The organism is Enterobacter cloacae complex sp. 2024EL-00227 (genome assembly GCF_043945315.1).
In the GTDB taxonomy this organism is placed as follows: Bacteria; Pseudomonadota; Gammaproteobacteria; order Enterobacterales; family Enterobacteriaceae; genus Enterobacter; species Enterobacter roggenkampii.
This window is the reverse complement of sequence record NZ_JBIMQP010000013.1, coordinates 40,980-61,651: the sequence shown is the minus strand read 5'-3', so window position 1 is coordinate 61,651 and position 20,672 is coordinate 40,980. Positions and strand designations below refer to the sequence as shown.

Below are 20,672 nucleotides of genomic sequence, written 5' to 3'. Positions count from 1 at the left end.
CTTATTTCTCGCTATCGACCAGGCCGCGGACAAACGCGCGCTGCATGGCTAAAACAATGACTACGGGTGGGATTAGGGTGAGCAGCATCGCCGCCATCACCTGGTTCCAGAGGGTGGTGCCTTCGCCGGTGGCAATCATGCCTTTGATGCCCGCCACGGCGGTGCCGAGATTGACGTCCTGAATAATCAGCAGCGGCCACAGGTACTGGTTCCAGCCGTAGATAAAGGTGATCACAAACAGCGCCGCAAGGTTGGTTTTCGACAGCGGCAGCACGATGTCGCGGAAGAAGCGCATCGGCGACGCGCCGTCGATGCGCGCGGCTTCAATCAGCTCGTCCGGCAGGGTCATAAAGAACTGGCGGAACAGGAAGGTGGCGGTCGCCGAGGCCATCAGCGGCAGGGTTAGGCCCGCGTAGCTGTCGAGCATCTTCAGGTTGGCGATCACTTCCACCGTCGGGAAGATACGCACCTCCACCGGCAGCATCAGGGTAATGAAGATCATCCAGAAGAAGAGGTTGCGCAGCGGAAAGCGGAACCAGACGATGGCGAAGGCCGAGAGCATCGACACCGTAATTTTGCCGACGGTGATGCCAAACGCCATGATGAAGCTGTTGAGCATCATCAGCCAGAACGGCGCGCTGTTGGCGCCCACGCCCTGGGTCCAGATGGTCTTCATGTTCTCGAACAGATGTGTGCCTGGGATCAGCGTCATCGGCGTATCGAACACCGCTTTGGTGTCCAGCGTGGCGGCGACAAAGGCCACGTACAGCGGGAAGAGGATGACGATAATCCCCAGAATCAGCATGGTATGGCTGAAAATCGTCAGCCCGCGACGGTTCTCAATCATTGGTAGCGCACCTTACTTTCAACATAGCGGAACTGCACCACCGTGAGGATGATGACGAGGAACATCAGCACCACCGACTGCGCGGCGGAGGCCGAGAGATCCAGCCCGGCGAAGCCTTCGCGGTAGATCTTATAGATAAGCGTGGTGGTCGCCTGCACCGGACCGCCTGCGGTGGCCGCATCGATCACCGGGAAGGTGTCGAAGAAGGCGTACACGAGGTTAACCACCAGCAGGAAGAAGCTCACCGGGGCAATCAGCGGCAGCGACAGCCTGAAGAAGCGACGAATCGGCCCTGCGCCGTCAATGGCGGCGGCCTCCACCAGCGAACGCGGGATGGACTGCAGCGCGGCAAAGAAGAACAGGAAGTTGTAGCTGATCTGCTTCCACACCGAGGCGAACACCACCAGGAACATGGCCTGACCGCTGTTCTGGGCGTGGTTCCAGTCGTAGCCGAACTCTGCCAGGAAATGGGTAATCAACCCGCGACCGGGGTTAAACAGGAAAATCCACAGGACGGCGGCGACGGCGGGTGCCACGGCGTACGGCAGCAGCATCAGGGTCTGATACAGGCGGCTGCCGCGCACCACATAGTCCACCAGCGCGGCGAAAAACAGCGAGGCAACAAGGCCGCTGACGGTGACCAGCGCGCTGAACCTGATCGTCGTCCAGAAGGCGTCCAGGTAGTAGCTGTCATGGAACAGCGCGGTAAAGTTGTCCAGCCCGACAAACTGGCTGGAGAGCCCAAACGGATCGACGCTTTGTACCGAGTACCACAGCGCTTCGCCCGCAGGCCAGATAAAGAAGATAACGGTGATGACCAGCTGAGGCGCGACCAGCAGGTACGGCAGCCAGCGGGAACGGAACACCGGACGGGATGATGACATTGAGATTGGGTTCCTGAACAGTGCCGGGTGGCGGCTACGCCTTACCCGGCCTACATGGGGCACATCGTAGGCCCGGATCGCTACGCGTCACCGGGCGAATCACGGATTACGATTTCGTCGACTGCTCAAAGCGGCGCAGCAGCTGATTCCCGCGCTCTACCGCGGAATCCAGCGCCTGCTGTGGCGTTTTCTTCCCGGTCCAGACGCTTTCCAGCTCTTCATCCACGATGGTGCGGATCTGCGGCATGTTGCCCAGGCGCAGGCCTTTGGTGAACGGCAACGGCGGCTTGTTCAGCATCTGACGCGTCGCGATATCCGCGCCCGGGTTCTTGCTGTAGAAGCCCTGCTCGCGGGTCAGGTCATACGCGGCTTTGGTGATCGGCAGGTAGCCGGTCTTCTGGTGCCATTCGGCAGCGTTTTCCGGCTTCGCCAGGAAGTCGAGGAACTCGGCCACGCCTTTATAGGTGCCCTTGTCTTTACCCTGCATCACCCACAGGCTCGCCCCGCCGATGATGGCGTTCTGCGGCGCGCCCTTCACGTCAGCGTCATACGGCATCATGCCCACGCCGTAGTTGAATTTGGCGTAGTGGCGGATATCCGCCAGCGAGCCGGACGAGGCGGTGGTAATGGCGCAGTCGCCGTTGTAGAACTTCTCGGTGGATTCGTCTTTACGCCCGAAGTAGCTGAAGTCGCCCTTCTTGTTCAGTGCTTCCAGCAGCGCGATGTGCTTCACCTGCTCCGGCTTGTTGAACTCCAGTACCGCGTCGGTGCCGTCGAAGCCGTTGTTTTTGGTCGCCACCGGCAGGCCGTGCCAGGCGCTGAAGTTTTCGATCTGGATCCAGCCCTGCCAGCCGCTGGCGTAGCCGCACTTCATCCCCGCCGCTTTCAGCTTCGCGGTGTATTCGGCCAGGTCCTGCCAGGTTTTTGGCGGCTGCTCCGGGTCTAAACCGGCTTTCTTGAAGGCGTCTTTGTTGTAGTACAGCACCGGCGTGGAGCTGTTAAACGGCTGAGACAGCAGATGTCCGGTTTTGGAATCGGTGTAGTAACCCGCTACGGTTGGCACGAACTGGGATTCATCGAAGTTAATACCCGCTTCTTTGAACACTTCATAGACCGGCTTGATGGCTTTGGAGGCCATCATGGTGGCGGTGCCCACTTCATAAACCTGTAACAGTGCAGGCGCGTTGCCGGTACGGAAGGCGGCGATGCCCGCGCTCAGGCTCTGCTCGTAGTTACCTTTGTACACCGGCACAATTTTGTAATCCGGGTGGGTGTCGTTGAAACGCTGCGCCAGGGAGTCAACTTCTTTACCCAACTCCCCTTCCATGGAATGCCAGAACGGAATGGTCGTCACAGCCGTTGCGTTCGTCGCAAAAGCCAGACCCAGTGCCAGACCCAAAGCTGTGTGTCGTAACGATGTCATTGTCATCTCTCTTATTGTGCCGGATGCGCGATATCACGCGTTTTATGCTCGCGAGGTAACATGACATGCTCGAATGACAGAAAAATAACTGTTTGTTTACAGATAAGTGACAGCAAAGGGTCAGGGGGATGATGGTTGTGTGAAGGGGTGTAGTGGTTAAAAAGCCGGGTGGCGGCTACGCCTTACCCGGCCTGGTCGATCCCTGTAGGCCCGGTAAGCGCAGCGCCACCGGGCGATACAGACGGCTCAGCCGCCCAGGTAAGCGCTCCGCACCGCTTCGTTCGCCAGCAGTGCGTCTCCGGTATCCTCAAGCACCACGCGGCCGTTCTCCAGCACGTAGCCACGGTCAGCCAGCTTCAGCGCCTGGTTGGCGTTCTGCTCAACGAGGAAGATGGTCATCCCCTCTTTACGCAGCTGCTCAATGGTGTCGAAGATCTGCTGGATGATGATCGGCGCCAGGCCGAGCGACGGCTCATCCAGCAGCAGCAGGCGCGGCTGACTCATCAGCGCGCGGCCGATCGCCAGCATCTGCTGTTCACCGCCGGACATGGTGCCCGCACGCTGGATGCGGCGCTCCCACAGGCGCGGGAAGAGTTCGTACACCCACTTGATGCGGGTCTGGTATTCATCGCGGTGGGCGAAGAAGCCGCCCATCGCCAGGTTCTCTTCCACCGTCATACGCGAGAACACGCGACGCCCTTCCGGAACAATCGCCACCGCCTCGCGCATGATTCTGGCGGTCTGCCAGTCGGTAATGTCTTTGCCGTCAAACACAATCCGCCCGCTGGTGGCGCGCGGGTCACCGCACAGGGTGCCGAGCAGCGTGGTCTTACCCGCGCCGTTGGCGCCAATCAGGGTGACGATTTCACCCTGGTTGATATGCAGGCTGACGTCGTGCAGCGCCTGGATCTTGCCGTAGTGCGCATTGACCTTGTCGAACGTTAACATCGCTTTTTCCATCTTATGCCTCACCCAGGTATGCGCGGATCACGTCCGGGTTGTTGCGGATCTCTTCCGGCGTGCCATTTGCCAGCGGCGTGCCCTGGTTAACCACGTAGATACGGTCGGAAATGCCCATCACCAGCTTCATGTCGTGCTCAATCAGCAGAATGGTGGTGTCGTGGTGATCGCGCAGTTCGGCAATCAGCTCGTCCAGCTCTTTGGTCTCTTTCGGGTTGAGGCCCGCCGCCGGTTCGTCGAGCATCAGGATCTCCGGCTGGGTCACCATGCAGCGCACAATCTCCAGGCGACGCTGATCGCCGTAGGCCAGGTTGCTCGCCTGACGGTTGGCGTGCTGCAGCAGGCCAATTCGGTCGAGCCAGGTGGCGGCGCGATCGAGCGCTTCATCCTGGGCGCGGCGGAAGGCCGGGGTTTTCAGCAGGCCGGAGAACAGCCCGGTTTTCAGCTGCTGATGCTGCGCCACCAGCAGGTTCTCAATCACCGTCATCTCGCGGAACAGACGCACGTGCTGGAAGGTACGCACCACGCCCATGCGGGCAATCTGCTGGCCCGGCAGCCCTTCAAGATGCTGATCGCGCAGCATGATGGTGCCGCCCGTCGGCTTGTAGAAGCCGGTCAGGCAGTTAAAGACCGTGGTTTTCCCCGCGCCGTTCGGGCCAATCAGGGAGACAATCTCTTTCTTGTGCAGATCCAGATTCACGTTGTTGACCGCCAGCAGGCCGCCAAAACGCATCATCAGACCGTTAACGGATAATAATGGCTGACTCATGCCTGTTCTCCTTTCGCTTGCCCGTTCTTCAGCTTCAGCTGTGGACGGGTCATCGGCAGCAAGCCCTGCGGACGCCAGATCATCATCAGCACCATCAAACCACCCAGCATTAACATGCTGTATTCGTTAAAGTCGCGCATCAGCTCGCGCGAGACCACCAGCAGGATGGCCGCCAGGATAACGGCGAACTGCGAGCCCATCCCGCCGAGTACCACAATCGCCAGCACAAAAGCGGATTCGGCAAAGGTGAAGGATTCCGGGCTGACGAAGCCCTGACGCGCGGCAAACAGCGTCCCGGCGAAACCGGCAAACGCGGCGCTGATGGTGAACGCGGTCAGCTTGATGCGGGTCGGGTTCAGGCCCAGGGAGCGGCAGGCGATCTCATCTTCGCGCAGCGCTTCCCACGCGCGGCCCAGCGGCATGCGCAGCAGGCGGTTAATCACGAACAGGGTGATGACCACCAGCAGCAGCGCCACCAGATAGAGCCAGATGACGCGGTCGGACGGGTCATACTTCACGCCAAAGAAGTTACTGAAGGTGTCCCAGCCGCCTTCGCGGGCGGTACGGCTGAACTCCAGGCCAAAGAAGGTTGGTTTCGGGATCTGGCTGATGCCGTTCGGGCCGCCGGTCACTTCGGTGTTGTTCAGCAGCAGGATACGGACGATTTCACCGAAGCCTAAGGTCACAATCGCCAGGTAGTCACCGCGCAGGCGCAGCACCGGGAAACCGAGCAGGAAGCCTGCGGCGGCAGAGACCAGCCCTGCCAGCGGCAGGCAGGTCCAGAAGCCGAGCCCGTAATAGTGGTTCAGCAGCGCGAAGGTGTAGGCGCCGATGGCGTAGAAGCCGCCGTAGCCCAGCACCAGCAGGCCTGAGAGCCCCACCACCACGTTCAGACCGAGACCGAGGATCACGTAGATCATGGTCAGGGTAGCGATATCCACGGTTCCACGAGACACCACGAACGGCCACGCCACGGCAGCCACCAGCAGCGCCACGAGGAACAGCTTCTGCTTAACGGTAGACCCGTCGATGGCCGGCAGGACGAATTTCGGCCCGGAGACGTTTTTCAGCGACTTCTGGAACAGCGGACGCAGCAGCTGGAACAGGAACACCACGGCGGTACCGATAAACACCCACTGCCAGCGGATGTCGGGCGCGGTATCCACCACCAGTTTGGTGCCATTCAGCTCAAGCTGGACGCCCATAAAGACGCCCGCCAGCACGAAGAACATGGCGGCAGAGAGCAGCGCCATTGCAAAATGCATCGGTTTCATACTTTCTCTACCTCCGGACGGCCCAGAATACCGGTAGGCATGACCAGCAGAACCAGAATCAGCAGGGCAAACGACACCACGTCTTTATATTCCGTGCTCAGATACGCCGAAGAGAGCGCTTCCGCCACGCCCAGGATCAGGCCGCCAATCATCGCGCCCGGAATACTGCCGATACCGCCCAGCACCGCCGCGGTAAAAGCTTTCATCCCGGCCATAAAGCCGATGTACGGGTTGATCACGCCGTAGAACTGGCCGAGCAGCACGCCTGCGACGGCAGCCATCGCGGCGCCAATCACGAAGGTCAGGGCAATCACGCGGTCGGTGTTGATGCCGAGCAGGCTCGCCATCTTCAGGTCTTCTGCGCACGCGCGGCAGGCGCGTCCCATCCGCGAGTAGCGGATGAACAGCGTCAGGGCCAGCATCGCAATAAAGGTCACGACCCAGATAACCAGCTGCATGGTGGTGATAGAGGCCGCGAAGTTTTCGCTGGCTCCCACAATCCACTGGCCGTTAAACAGGCTTGGCAGCGCCACGTCGCGCGAGCCTTCGGTCAGGCTGACGTAGTTTTGCAGGAAGATCGACATCCCGATGGCGGAAATCAGTGCAATCAGACGCTTGGAGCTGCGCACCGGCCGGTAGGCCACGCGCTCGATGCTCCAGCCGTAGGCGCTGGCAATCACAATCGCGCCGACAAACCCGGCGGCGACCAGCAGCCAGCTGCTGTCGATGCCCATCATCATCAGGGCGGCGATAATCATAAAGGAGACATAGCTACCGATCATGTAGACCTCGCCGTGGGCGAAGTTGATCATGCCGATAATGCCGTAAACCATCGTATAGCCGATGGCGATCAGCGCGTAGGTGCTTCCCAGCGTGACGCCGTTAAACATCTGCTGCAGGAAATAGAGAAACTGCTCGGACATATGCAAACCTTTTTATACCCGCCCGTCATGCCGGGCGGTGGGATAATTATTTGGCGGCCGAAGACGAACCGTCGGCGTGCCACTTAAAGACACCAAACTCAAATCCCTTCAGATCGCCTTTCTCATCCCAGTTCAGCGGCCCAATCACGGTGTTCGCCCCGTGTGCTTTTAAATCTTTCACCAGATCCAGCGGTTCTTTGCTGCCGGTACGATCCAGCGCGGTGGCCAGAGACTGTACGGCGGCATAGGTGATCCAGACGTACGGACCACTCGGATCTTTCTTCTGCGCCTTGAGCGCATCCACGATAGCCTTGTTGGCCGGATCCTGGTCATAGCGTTTTGGCATCGTCACCAGCATGCCTTCGGCAGAATCCCCGGCGATGTTGGACAGGGAGGCATTGCCCACACCCTCTGGCCCCATAAACTGAGTTTTCAGACCGGTGGCCCGCGCCTGACGCAGCATCTGCCCCATCTCCGGGTAGTAGCCGCCGTAGTAAACAAAGTCGATATTCTCTTTTTGCAGACGGGCGATCAGCGCGGAGAAGTCTTTCTCACCGGCGGTAATGCCGTCGAAGAAGACGATGTTCGCGCCGCCTTTTTTCAGGCCGTCCTGAACGGAGCGCGCCAGGCCTTCGCCGTACTGCTGCTTGTCATGAATAATGGCGATACGCTGCGGCTTGACGGTTTCAAGGATGTATTTGGCGGCGGTAGGCCCCTGAGAGGAGTCCAGACCGGCGGTGCGCATGATGTGCTGGTAGCCGCGCTGGGTCAGCTCAGGGTTAGTGGCGCCAGGGGTAATCATCAGAATGCCTTCGTCTTCGTAGATGTCAGACGCGGGCTGGGTGGACGATGAGCACAGGTGGCCGATCACATACTGGATGCCATCGTTGACGATTTTGTTAGCGACCGCGACGGCCTGTTTCGGATCGCAGGCGTCGTCATATTCCACGCCCACCAGCTTGTCGCCTTTGATGCCGCCCTTAGCGTTGATGTCTTTGATGGCCTGGCGCGCACCGTTGAACTCCATGTCACCCCACTGGGCAACAGGGCCGGACATCGCACCCACTACCGCAACTTTTATGTCTTCCGCCATGGCGGCATGCGAGATCGACAGTGCGACCATCCCCGCGATTAACGTCTTCGCGTTCCTTTTCATCTCTGAATCCCCATTCGTGATGTCGTGTTTATATTTTGTTTTATTATGGTTAAAAAGCATTCTGTACTTTTAATGAACAACGCTATTTTTACCAGTGCCTTTAATGGTTTAGCGCAGGTTTTTGTCAAAAACCAGACTAAAATCTCTATTTTTCAGGCGATTAAGCAAAGATAATATTCTGAAATCAGGCAGAGATAAACAAATAAAAGTGCAGTTTGCAGCATAAAATAACGGTACAAAGCGCCGAATAAAACACTGCCTTTCAGGTTAAAATTCTGCTTATTTTTCGATCCATGTGTTTTCAAACTGCCCAACGCGCTGCCAAAAAACTAATCACCTGGCAAACGGCGATAAAAAGAGGAAGCCGCTGAGCGAATAAATTGAGTACACTGCCCCTACTCAATTTGATTTGGACAAGCAGCTAATGAAACTGACTATCGTGCGTCTGGTGACCTTTAGCGACCAGGATCATATCGACCTGGGCAAGATCTGGCCGGAATATTCCCCTTCGTCGCTGGCCGTCGACGAAAATCACCGTATCTATGCCGCGCGCTTTAACGAGCGTCTTCTGGCCGCCGTTCGCGTAACGCTGAGCGGCACGGAAGGGGCGCTGGACTCGCTGCGCGTGCGTGACGTGACCCGCCGTCGCGGCGTGGGGCAGTATTTAATTGAAGAAGTGCTCCGCGAAAACCCGGGCGTGACCTCATGGTGGATGGCCGACGTGGGCGTGGAAGACCGCGGCGTGATGGCGGCGTTTATGCAGGCGTTAGGGTTTACGGCGCAGGAGAGCGGGTGGGAGAAGCGCTAAAAGAAAGCCGGGTGGCGGCTGCGCCTTACCCGGCCTACAATTCCTACCGCATTTTCCCAAGCATTTCGTGTTGCAGGAAGGCGGCAAGTTATGAAATCCCCGGGAGCTTACATAAGTAAGTGGCCGGGGTTGAATAACGCAGCCAACGCACCTGCGGCGCGAAAGGCGACGGGAAAATTATTTGGCGTCTGTCGCCGTGCCGTTCGCATGCCAGTCAAACACGCCGAACTCGAAGCCCTTCAGGTCGCCCTTCGTGTCCCAGGAGAGAGGCCCCATAACGGTTTCGACGGTGTTCGCTTTCAGCCAGGTGGCAATCTCAGCCGGATCGGCTGACTGGTTCAGGCCCGCCTGCAGCGACTGCAGCGCCGCGTAGGTGGTCCAGACGAACGCGCCGCTTGGATCCTGTTTCTTCGCCTTGATGGCATCTACGATAGGTTTGTTCGCAGGGACCTGGTCGTAGTTCTTCGGTTTGGTCACCAGCAGGCCTTCGGCGGATTCACCCGCGATGTTAGACAGAGAAACGTTCGCCACCCCTTCCGGGCCCATGAACTGGGTTTTCAGACCGGCCGCGCGCGCCTGGCGCAGGATCTGGCCCATTTCAGGGTGGTAGCCGCCGTAGTAAACAAAGTCGATATTCTCTTTCTTCAGACGTGCAACCAGCGTGGAGAAATCTTTCTCACCGGCGGTGATCCCGTCGAAGAACACCACGTCGGCATTGGCTTTCTTGAGGTTGTCCTGCACTGAACGCGCCAGACCTTCACCGTACTGCTGCTTGTCATGAACAATGGCAATGCGTTTCGGCTTCACTTTTTCAACGATGTATTTCGCCGCGGTCGGGCCCTGGTCAGAGTCCAGACCGGTGGTGCGCAGGGTCAGCTTGTAACCGCGTGCGGTCAGCTCTGGTGCGGTCGCCGCCGGGGTGATCATCAGGATACCTTCGTCTTCGTAGATGTCAGACGCGGGCTGAGTAGAGGAAGAGCACAGGTGACCGATAACGTATTTGATCCCGTCGTTCACCACTTTGTTCGCGACCGCGACCGCCTGTTTCGGATCACAGGCATCATCATATTTTACGATCTGCAGTTTTTCGCCCTTGATACCGCCCTTAGCGTTAATGTCTGCAACCGCCTGTTCTGCGCCAGTAAACTCCTGGTCGCCGTACTGCGCTACCGGACCGGACATGGCGCCAACCACAGCCACTTTGATGTCTGCCTGCGCCATGGTGCTGAATGCCAACGCGATACATCCTGCCAGTAACGCTTTACCCTTCATGTTCATCCTGAGATTCCCCATTATTATGGTTATTACGATTGTTGTGATGTTGTTGTGCAGCGCTTTATTTCAGTTATAGGTGTGCTGTTCGCGCTTTTTCAGCATACTCTGCTAAAACATACCCCATTTTTATGATTTTGGAATAGCAAATTTGAAATGAATATATGATAAGCCCGGCAGAGAGTTCCGCCGGGCATGTGGCTTTAACGTGTCAGCGACGCGGAGATAATGTCCAGCGCTTTACGGAACTGCACTTCGGGAATCGTCAGAGGATAGAGGAAACGAATGACGTTGCCGTAGACGCCGCAGCTCAGAAGCAGCAGACCTTCCTGCAATGCACGCTCCTGCACCTGGCGGGTAAATTCCGGCGAAGGCTGACCCGTTTGCGGATCGTTGAACTCCACCGCCACCATCGAGCCCTGAGCGCGAATATCCGCGATATACGGGCAGTGTTCCTTCGCCTTGTTCAACACTTCCACCAGGTGATGGCCAAGATGCGCCGATCGCGTGCAGAGATCTTCCTCATCAATCACGTCCAGCACGGCGTGCGCCGCCGCAATCGCCAGCGGGTTACCCGCGTAGGTACCGCCCAGCCCACCCGGCGCGGGCGCATCCATCACTTCAGCACGGCCCGACACCGCCGAGAGCGGCATCCCGCCCGCCAGGCTTTTCGCCATAGTGATCAGATCGGGCTTCACGCAGTGGTGTTCCATCGAGAACAGCTTGCCGGTGCGGGCGAAACCGCTTTGCACCTCGTCGGCAATCAGCAAAATGCCGTGGGTATCGCACAGGGCGCGCAGCGCCTGCATAAAATCAGCCGGGGCGATGTTGAAACCGCCCTCTCCCTGAACCGGTTCGAGAATAATCGCCGCGACCTGGTCAGGGGCAATATCCGCTTTAAAGATGCGTTCCAGGCTTTTCAACGCTTCCGCCGTGCTGACGCCGTGCAGTTCATTCGGATACTGGGCGTGATACACCGAGCCGGGGAAGGGTCCGAATCCGAGCTTGTACGGCGCAACTTTGCCGGTCAGCGCCATGGTCATAAAGGTGCGGCCGTGGAACGCGCCGCCGAAGGTGATAAGGCCGGGGCGTCTGGTAAAGGCGCGGGCAATTTTCACCGCGTTTTCGACCGCCTCAGCCCCCGTCGAGAAGAACGCGGTTTTGGCCGGGCCGTCAATCGGCACGCGCTGGTTGATGCGCTCGGCAAGCGCCACGTAGCCTTCGTACGGCACAATCTGGTAGGCCGTGTGGGTAAACGCGTGGAGTTGTTTTTCGATGGCGGAAATGACTTTAGGATGGCGATGGCCGGTATTCAGCACCGCGATCCCGGCGGCGAAGTCGATGTACTCATTGCCTTCCACGTCCCACACCGTGGCGTTTTCGGCTTTATCGGCATAGAAGTTACACATCACGCCGATGCCGCGCGGCGTCGCCTGTAACCGCCGGTCGTTCAGTTCGTTGTTTTTCACCCTGTCCCCCTGAGAAAGTCGCCTGCTTAGCGCATCAGTAAGTGTTTGCCAGGGGGAGGGAATTCGCCAGAGCGGGCGCTAAAAAAACAAAACCCCCAGACTCTCATCCAGGGGTTCTCGGTGTACTTCGCGTTAATTACGCTTCGATAGCGGCGCGAAGTTTCTTCATGGCGTTCTTTTCAAGCTGACGGACACGTTCCGCAGAGACGCCGTAGCGGTCGGCCAGCTCCTGCAGCGTGGACTTGTTGTCTTCGTCCAGCCAGCGGGCGCGGATAATATCCTGGCTACGTTCGTCGAGGCCTTCCATCGCATAGCTCAGCTTGTTCGCGGCCTGATCTTCCCAGTTGTCCTCTTCGATGCCGTCGGCAAAGTTAGAGGTTTTATCCTGCAGATACAGAACCGGTGCCATCGGCTGGCTGTCAGATGCGTCGTCGTCGGAGGACATATCGAAGGTCATGTCCTGCGCGGCCATACGGGATTCCATCTCACGCACGTCTTTGCTGGAAACACCCAGCTCGCGCGCCACCATTTCCACTTCGTCCTGATTGAACCAGCCCAGACGCTGCTTGGTTTTACGCAGGTTGAAGAACAGTTTGCGTTGCGCTTTTGTCGTGGCGACTTTCACGATACGCCAGTTGCGCAGCACGTATTCATGAATTTCTGCTTTGATCCAGTGGACGGCGAAGGAGACCAGTCGCACACCCACTTCCGGGTTAAAGCGACGCACAGCCTTCATCAGGCCGATGTTACCTTCCTGAATCAAGTCCGCCTGCGGCAGGCCATAGCCCGCATAATTACGAGCAATGTGAACAACAAAGCGCAGGTGAGACAGGATCAGCTTTTTCGCTGCTTCCAGATCGCCCTGGTAATGCAGCTTTTCAGCAAGCTCCTTTTCTTCCTCGGCCGTTAACATCGGCCAGGTGTTCGCAGCCCGGATGTAAGATTCCAGGTTACCAACAGGGGCTAAAGCTAAAGTTTGCATTTCTTTGGTCATTCATTCCTCTCAGTGTTTCTTCTGGTCCAGGCTGTCCCCGTCAGGCAACAACCATGCCAAAGCGTTTGAGCAACGAGATTAGCATTCACTCTTTTATCAGACAGTGATTTTATCCACAAGTTCCAGGTGCAACAGTGAATAAATTACGCACAAAATGTGACATGGAGATGATAACAGGGGAAGAGACAACAGGGACGCTTTCCCTGCAGAGCGAACATCTCGGTGCAGGGAAAGATTATATCACGCTTTTATTAGTCGGGAGTAAAGTGACGTAAATGTTGAACGGTTGCCAGCCACGCTGCCACCCACCCAATCATCGAACACACCAGCAGCAGTAAGAGACACTCATCGAACCCTAAGCCGCTGATATCAAACTTGGTTCCGAAAACCTGCGCCACTTCAGTCACGGCAGAGGAAAGCCGCATCACCAAAATTTCTGACAATATCAATGAAAGAAATGCGCCGGAAAAACCGAGCAGTGCGCCACCGTAAAGGAACGGTCGGAGGATGAAGCCATCCGTCGCACCAATCAGTTTCTGCACGTTGATGGTATCGCGACGAGCGAAGATGCTCAGGCGTACGCTGTTGCCAATGACGAGGAAGACAGCCGCCACCATCAGCACGCCAATCATCGCCGCGACGCGGCCTACCAGCCCGGTCAAAGCAGCGAGACGCGCAAACCAGCTGTCATCCATGCGCACTTCATCAATGCCTTTAATGCGCGTGATGCGATCGCGCAGGGTGTTAAGCGAATCGGTCCCCTGGAAATCCAGCTTCGGGATCACCACCGCCACGGCGGGCAGCGGGTTCTCTTCAAGCATATCCAGCGCACCGCCAAAGCCTGACCAGTTGCGGAACTCGCCCAGCGCGTCTTCACGTGAGAGATAGTTGACCTTCTCCACGCCCTGCTCGGCCTGAATTTGCCCAACCACCTGCGCCGCCGCGTTATCGTCGAGCGCTTTATCCAGATAGACCGTGATCTGCGGAGACGGATAATACTGCGACGCTGCCTGGTTGACGTTCTTGTAAACCATGTAGCAGACGCTTGGCAGCGTCAGGGAGATGGCGATTACCATCACCGTCAGGAACGTCGCCAGCGGTTTGCTTTTCAGGTCCTGCAGCGCGCCGTGGAACGCGTAGCGCACCTGCTCGTTAAAGACGTTAGTTTTGCGGGAGGCCGGTTTTGGCGCGGCCTTCTGGCGCTTCGGCGCATTACGATTGCCGTCACCCCCGCCCTGCGGCTTACGGAAACGGTCAAACCGGTTCCCGAACTGCCGAATCTGGTTTATTGCATCACGCTTGTTCACCGTGGCCTCCGTGCAAATGCCCGTCGCTCAGGGTCAGCATGCGGTACGAACGACGGGAAATCAGCCCGATGTCGTGCGTTGCCATCAATACGGTAACCCCTACGCGGTTAAACTCCTCAAACAGACGCAAAATCCCTTCTGACAGGGCATCGTCCAGGTTACCGGTCGGTTCATCCGCCAGCAGCACAGCAGGCTTGTTCACCACCGCGCGGGCGATACCCACGCGCTGCTGTTCACCGCCGGAGAGCTGGATCGGGAAGTTCTTCGCTTTGTCCAGTAGCCCGACCTTATCCAGCGCCGCAGAGACGCGGCGGCGGATATCGTCATAGCTGGCGCCGGCAATAATCAGCGGAATGGCCACGTTATCGAAAACGGTGCGATCCATCAGCAGGTGGTGATCCTGGAAAATCATGCCGATCTGACGACGCAGGAACGGCACCTCACGGTTTTTCAGACGGCTGATCTCATGGCCGCTGAAAAAGATTTTTCCGGCGCTTGGCCGCTCGATCCCACAGATAAGCTTGAGCAGGGTACTTTTCCCCGCGCCGGAATGGCCGGTCAGGAATGCCATCTCGCCCGGCTGCAGGTGGAAGGTCACCCCCTGCAGCGCTTGTCTCCCACCGAGATAGGCCTTGCTGACGTGTTCAAAGCGAATCATTGTTAGTCCTCTCGGGCAAATAATGCCTCAATAAAGTCGTCCGCCTTAAACGGACGTAAATCCTCAATACGCTCGCCCACACCGATGTAACGGATAGGAATGCCGAACTGGTCGGCTACGGAGAAGATCACCCCGCCTTTCGCGGTGCCGTCCAGTTTGGTCAGCGTGATCCCCGTCAGTCCTACCGCTTCATGGAACAGCTTCGCCTGGCTGATGGCGTTCTGTCCGGTGCTGGCGTCAATGGTCAGCATAATTTCATGCGGTGCGTCTTCGTCCAGCTTCTTCATGACGCGAACGATCTTCTTCAGCTCTTCCATCAGATGCGATTTGTTCTGCAAACGCCCTGCGGTATCGGCAATCAGCACGTCCACGTTGCGCGCCTTCGCCGCCTGGATGGCGTCAAAGATCACGGATGCGGAATCTGCGCCGGTATGCTGAGCAATCACCGGGATGTTGTTGCGCTGGCCCCAGACCTGCAGCTGCTCAACCGCCGCCGCACGGAAGGTATCGCCCGCCGCCAGCATCACCGATTTGCCCTGCTGCTCGAACTGACGCGCCAGCTTGCCGATGGTGGTGGTTTTACCCACGCCGTTCACGCCGACCATCAGAATAACAAATGGCGTTTTGCCTTCAATATTAAGCGGTTCGTCAACTTTTGCGAGAATTTCACCCATCTCGTCTTTCAGCAGGCCGTACAGCGCTTCGGCGTCACGCAATTGCTTGCGGCTCGCCCCTTCGGTCAGATTAGTGATGATCTTACGGGTGGTTTCCACCCCAACGTCCGCAATCAGCAGTTGCTCTTCCAGCTCTTCAAACAGATCGTCGTCGATCTTCTTGCCGCGGAACAGACTGATAAATCCGGAACCTAAGTTTTCTTTGGTTTTAAGCAGGCTGCGCTTCAGGCGCGCGAAGAAACCCTCTTTGGTCGGTTTTTCCTGCTCCTGAACGATCTCTTCTTCGGCCTGCTCTTCTACGGGCACAACGATGACCGCTTCTTCAGCCGCTTCCGCCGCCAGCGCCTGGGCTTCCAGCTCTTCGTCGGTCAGCTCCGGCTCGAGCGCCGCTTCTTCTTCCACCGCCTCAACGATTTCAACGGTTTCCGCTTCGGCCTGCCACTCTTCGGCAGACACCGCTTCGTCTTTGACCTCTTCCGGCAGCGGAAGCTCTTCGTGTTCGATAGCAGCCTGTGGCGCTTCGATAGCGGCTTCTACGACAACCGGTTCTGGCTTCTCGCTCTCCTGAACCTGTTCAGTGACCTCAACCACCTCTTCAGCAAAGGTTTCAACCTCTTCTTTGCTGTGCGCCGTTTCTTCCGCATCGACAACCGCGGCGGTTTCTACTGGCGTTTCAGGCTGCGATGGCTCTTCAACGGCTTGTTGCTCTTCGGTTTTCTGTTCTGTTTCTTGCTCTTTTTCACCGAAGCCCAGCCAGGAAAAGAAGCCACGTTTTTTTTGTTTTGCCATCTGCGACTACACTCCTCGCGGCGCTATATACATGGAAGCTAAAAAAATGATGAAATAGTCTAACACTTTACTTAATTGACATCACCGCCCGCAATCGCAGGCCAATTGTTAACAGAGCTTTCCTGAGATGAAGAAACCCAACCGCGCCCCGGCCGGTCAAATTCGTATTATCGGCGGTCAGTGGCGAGGCCGGAAATTACCGGTGCCGGACAGCCCCGGTTTACGCCCTACTACCGACCGCGTGCGCGAGACGCTGTTTAACTGGCTGGCCCCGTCAATGGTAGACGCCCGCTGCCTGGACTGCTTCGCCGGTAGCGGCGCGCTCGGGCTGGAAGCGCTGTCGCGCTATGCTGCCAGCGCCACGCTGCTGGAGATGGAGCGCGGCGTGGCGCAGACGCTGCAGCAAAATCTGGCGACGCTGAAAGCGAGCAACGCGAAAGTGGTGAACACCAACACGCTGAGCTTCCTCGCGCAAAAGGGCACGCCGCACACCGTGGTGTTTGTCGACCCGCCGTTCCGCAAGGGGCTGCTGGAAGAAACGTTATCCCTGCTGGAGCAAAACGGCTGGCTGGCGGATGACGCATTGATTTACGTGGAAAGCGAAGTGGAAAACGGTTTGCCGCCGGTTCCCGCTCACTGGGATCTGCACCGTGAAAAAGTGGCAGGTCAGGTTGCTTATCGTCTGTATCACCGTCAGGCACAAGGAGGATCCGATGCCGGTACTGATTAATCTGGGACGTCTGCTGATGCTGGGCGTCTGGGCGTTTTTGCTGCTCAACCTGGTGCACCCGTTCCCGCGTCCGATGAACATTTTTGTTAACGTGGCGCTGATTTTCACCTCGTTCATGCACGCCCTGCAGATGGTGATGCTGAAAAACGGTCTGCCGAAAGACGGCCCGCAGATGACGGGCTGGCAGCAGCTGCGCGTGTTTATTTTCGGCGTGTTTGAGCTGCTGGTGTGGATGAAGAAGTTTAAGGCGCAGGTGAAGAAGTAAGGTGCGTTTAGTCGCCCGGTGGCGCTTCGCTTACCGGGCCTACGAAACCACGTAGGCCGGGCAAACGCAGTGCCGCCCGGCGTTACAACTCCGGAACAAACCCCTCAAACCGCGATCCTTTGTAACTCAGCGTTCCTTTTTCCCCCACCGTCAGCTGGTGGTACTGCTGCGCCTCCAGGCGGAAGGTCATCTCCAGGCCGCCCGTTTCCGGCTTAAAGCTCGCTTCATAACGCATTGTTGTGCCCGCAGGCGTCACCTGCTGCTGGCGCGAGCGGCGGTCATTGAGCGGCTTTTCGCGTTTGTTCGTCACCACCACGCGCTTTTGCATCAGCGGCGCGGCATCGTTATCCGCCTTCTCGCGGCGCTGCTGCACGAAGCGGAACGAGGCGGCAATGACGATAATCGCCACCACGATAATGAAAAACAGCGGCATCTTGCTCATTCAACTATCCCATCAGATTATGCGGAATTCAGGATACCCTGCCTTCCCCGGCATTGCCAAACGCCCGCCCGCGTCACTACACTGGATCAGAAACTGATTATTCAGACTTAACAGATACAGGGAGTTAATATGCTTTGGTCATTTATCGCTGTCTGTTTTTCCGCATGGCTTTATGTCGATGCGTCGTACCGTGGTCCCACCTGGCAGCGCTGGCTGTTTAAACCCGTCACGCTGTTGCTGCTCCTGCTGCTGGCCTGGCAAGCACCGATGTTTAATGCCGTCAGCTATCTGGTCCTCGCCGGGCTGTGCGCCTCTCTGATTGGCGATGCCTTAACCCTGCTGCCGCGCCAGCGCCTGCTGTATGCCGTAGGGGCATTTTTCCTGTCGCATCTGCTGTATACCATCTACTTCGCCAGCCAGATGACGCTCTCTTTCTTCTGGCCGCTGCCGCTGGTCCTGCTGGTGATTGGTGCCCTGCTGATCGCGGTGATCTGGTCGCGTCTGGAAGAGATGCGGTTGCCGATCTGCACGTTTATCGCCATGACGCTGGTGATGGTATGGCTGGCAGGTGAACTGTGGTTCTTCCGTCCGACCGCTCCGGCGATGTCCGCGTTCTTCGGGGCCGCGCTGCTGCTGATTGGGAATATCGTGTGGCTGGGCAGCCACTATCGCCGCCGTTTCCGGGCGGATAACGCGATTGCCGCCGCCTGTTACTTTGCCGGGCACTTCCTGATTGTGCGTTCGCTCTATATCTAAATAACGCTTGACTCTGGAGTCGACTCCAGAGTGTATGCTGCGGTTAATGAGAAAATTATCATTGCCGGAGACTGCCATGTCGACTCCAGAAACACCCAAAAAAGTCCCTCAATTCTCGGCGCTTAAGCTCAGTCCCGTTCCGTCGAAAGACGACTGCTGCTGCGAAGGCGCGTGCGAAACGCAAACTCAAACGCTTCCTGAAAGCGGCAACCGCTACAGCTGGGTCGTTAACGGCATGGACTGCGCCGCCTGCGCCCGCAAAGTGGAAAATGCGGTGAAACAGGTGCCGGGCGTCAGCCACGTTCAGGTGCTGTTCGCCACCGAAAAGCTGCTGGTTAGCGCCGATAACGACGTCAGCAAACAGGTTGAAGACGCGGTAAGCAAGGCGGGTTACAGCCTGCGTAGTGAAGCCGCGCCCGCGGAAAAAGCCTCTTCACTGAAAGAAAACCTGCCGCTCATTACCCTGATCATCATGATGGCCCTGAGCTGGGGGCTGGAACAGATCAACCATCCGTTCGGCAACCTGGCGTTTATCGCCACCACGCTGGTCGGGCTGTTTCCGATTGCCCGCCAGGCGCTGCGTCTGATGAAAAGCGGCAGCTGGTTCGCCATTGAAACGCTGATGAGCGTGGCGGCCATCGGCGCGCTGTTTATTGGCGCGACGGCAGAAGCGGCGATGGTATTGCTGCTGTTCTTAATCGGTGAACGTCTTGAGGGCTGGGCGGCGAGCCGGGCGCGTAAAGGGGTCAGCGCGCTGATGGCGCTGAAGCCGGAAACCGCCACGCGCGTAGTAAACGGCACGCGTGAAACGGTCGCCATCACGACCCTGCGTCCGGGCGACGTGATAGAAGTTGCGGCAGGCGGACGCCTGCCTGCCGACGGCGCGCTGCTTACCGCCACCGCGAGCTTTGATGAAAGTGCCCTGACCGGTGAGTCCATTCCGGTTGAACGTGCCGCAGGTGAAAAAGTGCCTGCTGGCGCCACCAGCGTCGACCGTCTGGTGCAGCTCACCGTGCTTTCCGAGCCGGGTGACAGCGCCATCGACCGCATCCTGAAGCTGATTGAAGAGGCCGAAGAGCGCCGCGCGCCGGTCGAACGCTTTATCGACCGCTTCAGCCGCATCTACACGCCCGCCATTATGCTGGTTGCCCTGCTGGTCACCGTCGTCCCGCCGCTGTTCTTTGGCGCGCCGTGGGAGGGCTGGATTTATAAAGGGCTGACGCTATTGCTGATCGGCTGTCCGTGCGCGCTGGTCATCTCCACCCCGGCGGCCATTACCTCCGGGCTGGCGGCTGCGGCACGTCGCGGGGCGCTGATTAAGGGCGGCGCGGCGCTGGAGCAGCTGAGTCAGGTGCAGCATATCGCCTTCGATAAAACCGGTACGTTAACCATCGGCAAGCCGCAGGTGACCGGCGTGTATTCGCAGGGCATCAGTGAAGATGAACTGCTGACCCTGGCCGCCGCCGTTGAGCAGGGCTCCACTCACCCGCTGGCGCAGGCGATAGTGCGGGAAGCGCAGTCGCGCGGGCTGAATATCCCACCGGCAACCGCTCAGCGGGCGCTGTTAGGCTCCGGGATTGAGGCCACCGTTGACGGTAAAAAAGTTCTGATTGTCGCGGCGGGCAAGTCTTCTCATCCAGAGGTGGAGGCGTTAGAACAGACCGGACAAACTGTCGTGACCGTTATGCAGGACGGCGTCGCAAAAGGGATGCTGGCGCTGCGCGACACCCTGCGCGATGACGCAAAAGAAGCCGTGGCGGCGCTGCTTCAGCTGGGCGTGAAGGGCGTGATTCTCACCGGCGATAACCCTCGCGCGGCGGCAGCGATTGCCGGTGAGCTGGGGCTGGCGTTTAAAGCCGGATTATTGCCGGCGGATAAGGTCAGCGCGGTAACGGAGCTGAACGCGCACGCCCCGCTGGCGATGGTCGGAGACGGGATTAACGATGCCCCGGCGATGAAGGCGTCCACCATCGGCATTGCGATGGGCAGTGGCACCGACGTGGCGCTAGAGACGGCGGACGCGGCGCTGACCCACAACCGCCTGACCGGACTGGCGCAGATGATCGATCTTGCGCGGGCGACGCGTGCCAACATCCGCCAGAACATCGGCATCGCGCTGGGGCTGAAGGGGATTTTCCTGGTGACCACCCTGCTCGGCATGACCGGACTGTGGCTGGCGGTGCTGGCGGATACCGGCGCGACGGTGCTGGTGACGGCGAACGCGCTGCGGCTGCTGCGTCGCCGGTAAAAAAACGCCCGGTGGCGCTGACGC

At 58.3% G+C, this 20,672-nt stretch carries 20 protein-coding genes; 5 read left to right on the top strand and 15 right to left on the bottom strand.

The features are described from left to right. Position 1: 1 nt before the first annotated feature. From ugpE to livK, 8 genes are all read right to left on the bottom strand, one after another. Positions 2–847 (bottom strand): sn-glycerol-3-phosphate ABC transporter permease UgpE, encoded by an 846-nt coding sequence (ugpE, locus tag ACHH0Z_RS19950; protein WP_013099125.1) that lies wholly within the window; start codon positions 845–847, stop codon positions 2–4. Then, on the bottom strand, positions 844–1,731 hold the full coding sequence (ugpA, locus tag ACHH0Z_RS19945) for a sn-glycerol-3-phosphate ABC transporter permease UgpA (RefSeq protein WP_008503352.1): 888 nt from the start codon (positions 1,729–1,731) through the stop codon (positions 844–846). Before ugpA ends, ugpE begins: the two co-directional genes overlap by 4 nt. 106 nt (positions 1,732–1,837) lie before the next feature. Continuing rightward, the gene (ugpB, locus tag ACHH0Z_RS19940; RefSeq protein ID WP_045407242.1) at positions 1,838–3,154 is read right to left on the bottom strand and encodes a sn-glycerol-3-phosphate ABC transporter substrate-binding protein UgpB; all 1,317 of its coding nucleotides are present in this window, start codon (positions 3,152–3,154) and stop codon (positions 1,838–1,840) included. A 246-nt stretch (positions 3,155–3,400) separates the two neighbouring features. Further along, a complete protein-coding gene (gene livF / locus ACHH0Z_RS19935) occupies positions 3,401–4,114 on the bottom strand; it encodes a high-affinity branched-chain amino acid ABC transporter ATP-binding protein LivF (RefSeq protein ID WP_008500102.1) in 714 nt (237 codons plus the stop codon). A 1-nt stretch (position 4,115) separates the two neighbouring features. After that, positions 4,116–4,883 carry a high-affinity branched-chain amino acid ABC transporter ATP-binding protein LivG gene (gene livG / locus ACHH0Z_RS19930; RefSeq protein ID WP_008500101.1) on the bottom strand — a complete coding sequence of 256 codons (768 nt, stop codon included), beginning with the start codon at positions 4,881–4,883 and terminating at the stop codon, positions 4,116–4,118. Next, entirely contained in the window at positions 4,880–6,157 is a 1,278-nt protein-coding gene (gene livM, locus ACHH0Z_RS19925) for a branched chain amino acid ABC transporter permease LivM (protein ID WP_008500100.1), read from the bottom strand. The genes livG and livM overlap by 4 nt, the downstream gene beginning before the upstream one ends. Continuing rightward, positions 6,154–7,080, bottom strand: a complete 927-nt coding sequence (gene livH, locus ACHH0Z_RS19920) for a high-affinity branched-chain amino acid ABC transporter permease LivH (RefSeq protein ID WP_008500099.1) — start codon at positions 7,078–7,080, stop codon at positions 6,154–6,156. The genes livM and livH overlap by 4 nt, the downstream gene beginning before the upstream one ends. Positions 7,081–7,126: 46 nt before the next feature. Continuing rightward, positions 7,127–8,236, bottom strand: a complete 1,110-nt coding sequence (gene livK, locus ACHH0Z_RS19915; RefSeq protein WP_008500098.1) for a high-affinity branched-chain amino acid ABC transporter substrate-binding protein LivK — start codon at positions 8,234–8,236, stop codon at positions 7,127–7,129. 424 nt (positions 8,237–8,660) lie between these two features. Between livK and panM the strand changes: the two genes are divergently transcribed. Beyond that, the gene (gene panM, locus ACHH0Z_RS19910; protein WP_008500097.1) at positions 8,661–9,044 is read left to right on the top strand and encodes an aspartate 1-decarboxylase autocleavage activator PanM; all 384 of its coding nucleotides are present in this window, start codon (positions 8,661–8,663) and stop codon (positions 9,042–9,044) included. Between the two features lie 177 nt (positions 9,045–9,221). On the opposite strand, the gene livJ is transcribed toward panM, so the two are convergent. The 6 genes from livJ to ftsY all read right to left on the bottom strand — a co-directional run bounded on the left by livJ (position 9,222) and on the right by ftsY (position 16,207). Then, on the bottom strand, positions 9,222–10,322 hold the full coding sequence (gene livJ, locus ACHH0Z_RS19905; RefSeq protein WP_021242735.1) for a branched chain amino acid ABC transporter substrate-binding protein LivJ: 1,101 nt from the start codon (positions 10,320–10,322) through the stop codon (positions 9,222–9,224). A 197-nt stretch (positions 10,323–10,519) separates the two neighbouring features. After that, positions 10,520–11,785, bottom strand: a complete 1,266-nt coding sequence (locus tag ACHH0Z_RS19900) for a 4-aminobutyrate--2-oxoglutarate transaminase (protein ID WP_023326489.1) — start codon at positions 11,783–11,785, stop codon at positions 10,520–10,522. Positions 11,786–11,921: 136 nt separating this feature from the next. After that, entirely contained in the window at positions 11,922–12,779 is an 858-nt protein-coding gene (rpoH, locus tag ACHH0Z_RS19895; RefSeq protein ID WP_008500093.1) for an RNA polymerase sigma factor RpoH, read from the bottom strand. Positions 12,780–13,030: 251 nt separating this feature from the next. After that, a complete protein-coding gene (ftsX, locus tag ACHH0Z_RS19890; protein ID WP_023326488.1) occupies positions 13,031–14,086 on the bottom strand; it encodes a permease-like cell division protein FtsX in 1,056 nt (351 codons plus the stop codon). After that, the gene (ftsE, locus tag ACHH0Z_RS19885) at positions 14,073–14,744 is read right to left on the bottom strand and encodes a cell division ATP-binding protein FtsE (protein ID WP_008500091.1); all 672 of its coding nucleotides are present in this window, start codon (positions 14,742–14,744) and stop codon (positions 14,073–14,075) included. Before ftsE ends, ftsX begins: the two co-directional genes overlap by 14 nt. 2 nt (positions 14,745–14,746) lie before the next feature. After that, the gene (gene ftsY / locus ACHH0Z_RS19880) at positions 14,747–16,207 is read right to left on the bottom strand and encodes a signal recognition particle-docking protein FtsY (protein WP_039266986.1); all 1,461 of its coding nucleotides are present in this window, start codon (positions 16,205–16,207) and stop codon (positions 14,747–14,749) included. Between the two features lie 127 nt (positions 16,208–16,334). Between ftsY and rsmD the strand changes: the two genes are divergently transcribed. Both rsmD and ACHH0Z_RS19870 read left to right on the top strand, forming a co-directional pair. After that, positions 16,335–16,937: a 16S rRNA (guanine(966)-N(2))-methyltransferase gene (gene rsmD / locus ACHH0Z_RS19875; RefSeq protein ID WP_008500089.1), complete on the top strand. Its 603-nt coding sequence runs from the start codon at positions 16,335–16,337 to the stop codon at positions 16,935–16,937. Further along, complete coding sequence (locus tag ACHH0Z_RS19870) at positions 16,921–17,202, top strand: DUF1145 family protein (RefSeq protein ID WP_008500088.1); 282 nt, start codon at positions 16,921–16,923, stop codon at positions 17,200–17,202. The genes rsmD and ACHH0Z_RS19870 overlap by 17 nt, the downstream gene beginning before the upstream one ends. Before the next feature lie 82 nt (positions 17,203–17,284). Here ACHH0Z_RS19870 and ACHH0Z_RS19865 read toward each other — a convergent pair whose 3' ends face one another. Then, positions 17,285–17,644: a DUF2500 domain-containing protein gene (locus ACHH0Z_RS19865; RefSeq protein ID WP_008500087.1), complete on the bottom strand. Its 360-nt coding sequence runs from the start codon at positions 17,642–17,644 to the stop codon at positions 17,285–17,287. Between the two features lie 129 nt (positions 17,645–17,773). Here ACHH0Z_RS19865 and ACHH0Z_RS19860 point away from each other — a divergent pair, with 129 nt between their 5' ends. Next, complete coding sequence (locus ACHH0Z_RS19860) at positions 17,774–18,400, top strand: lysoplasmalogenase (RefSeq protein WP_008500086.1); 627 nt, start codon at positions 17,774–17,776, stop codon at positions 18,398–18,400. Between the two features lie 76 nt (positions 18,401–18,476). Further along, positions 18,477–20,648 (top strand): Zn(II)/Cd(II)/Pb(II) translocating P-type ATPase ZntA, encoded by a 2,172-nt coding sequence (gene zntA, locus ACHH0Z_RS19855; RefSeq protein WP_045407238.1) that lies wholly within the window; start codon positions 18,477–18,479, stop codon positions 20,646–20,648. Positions 20,649–20,672 lie beyond the last annotated feature (24 nt).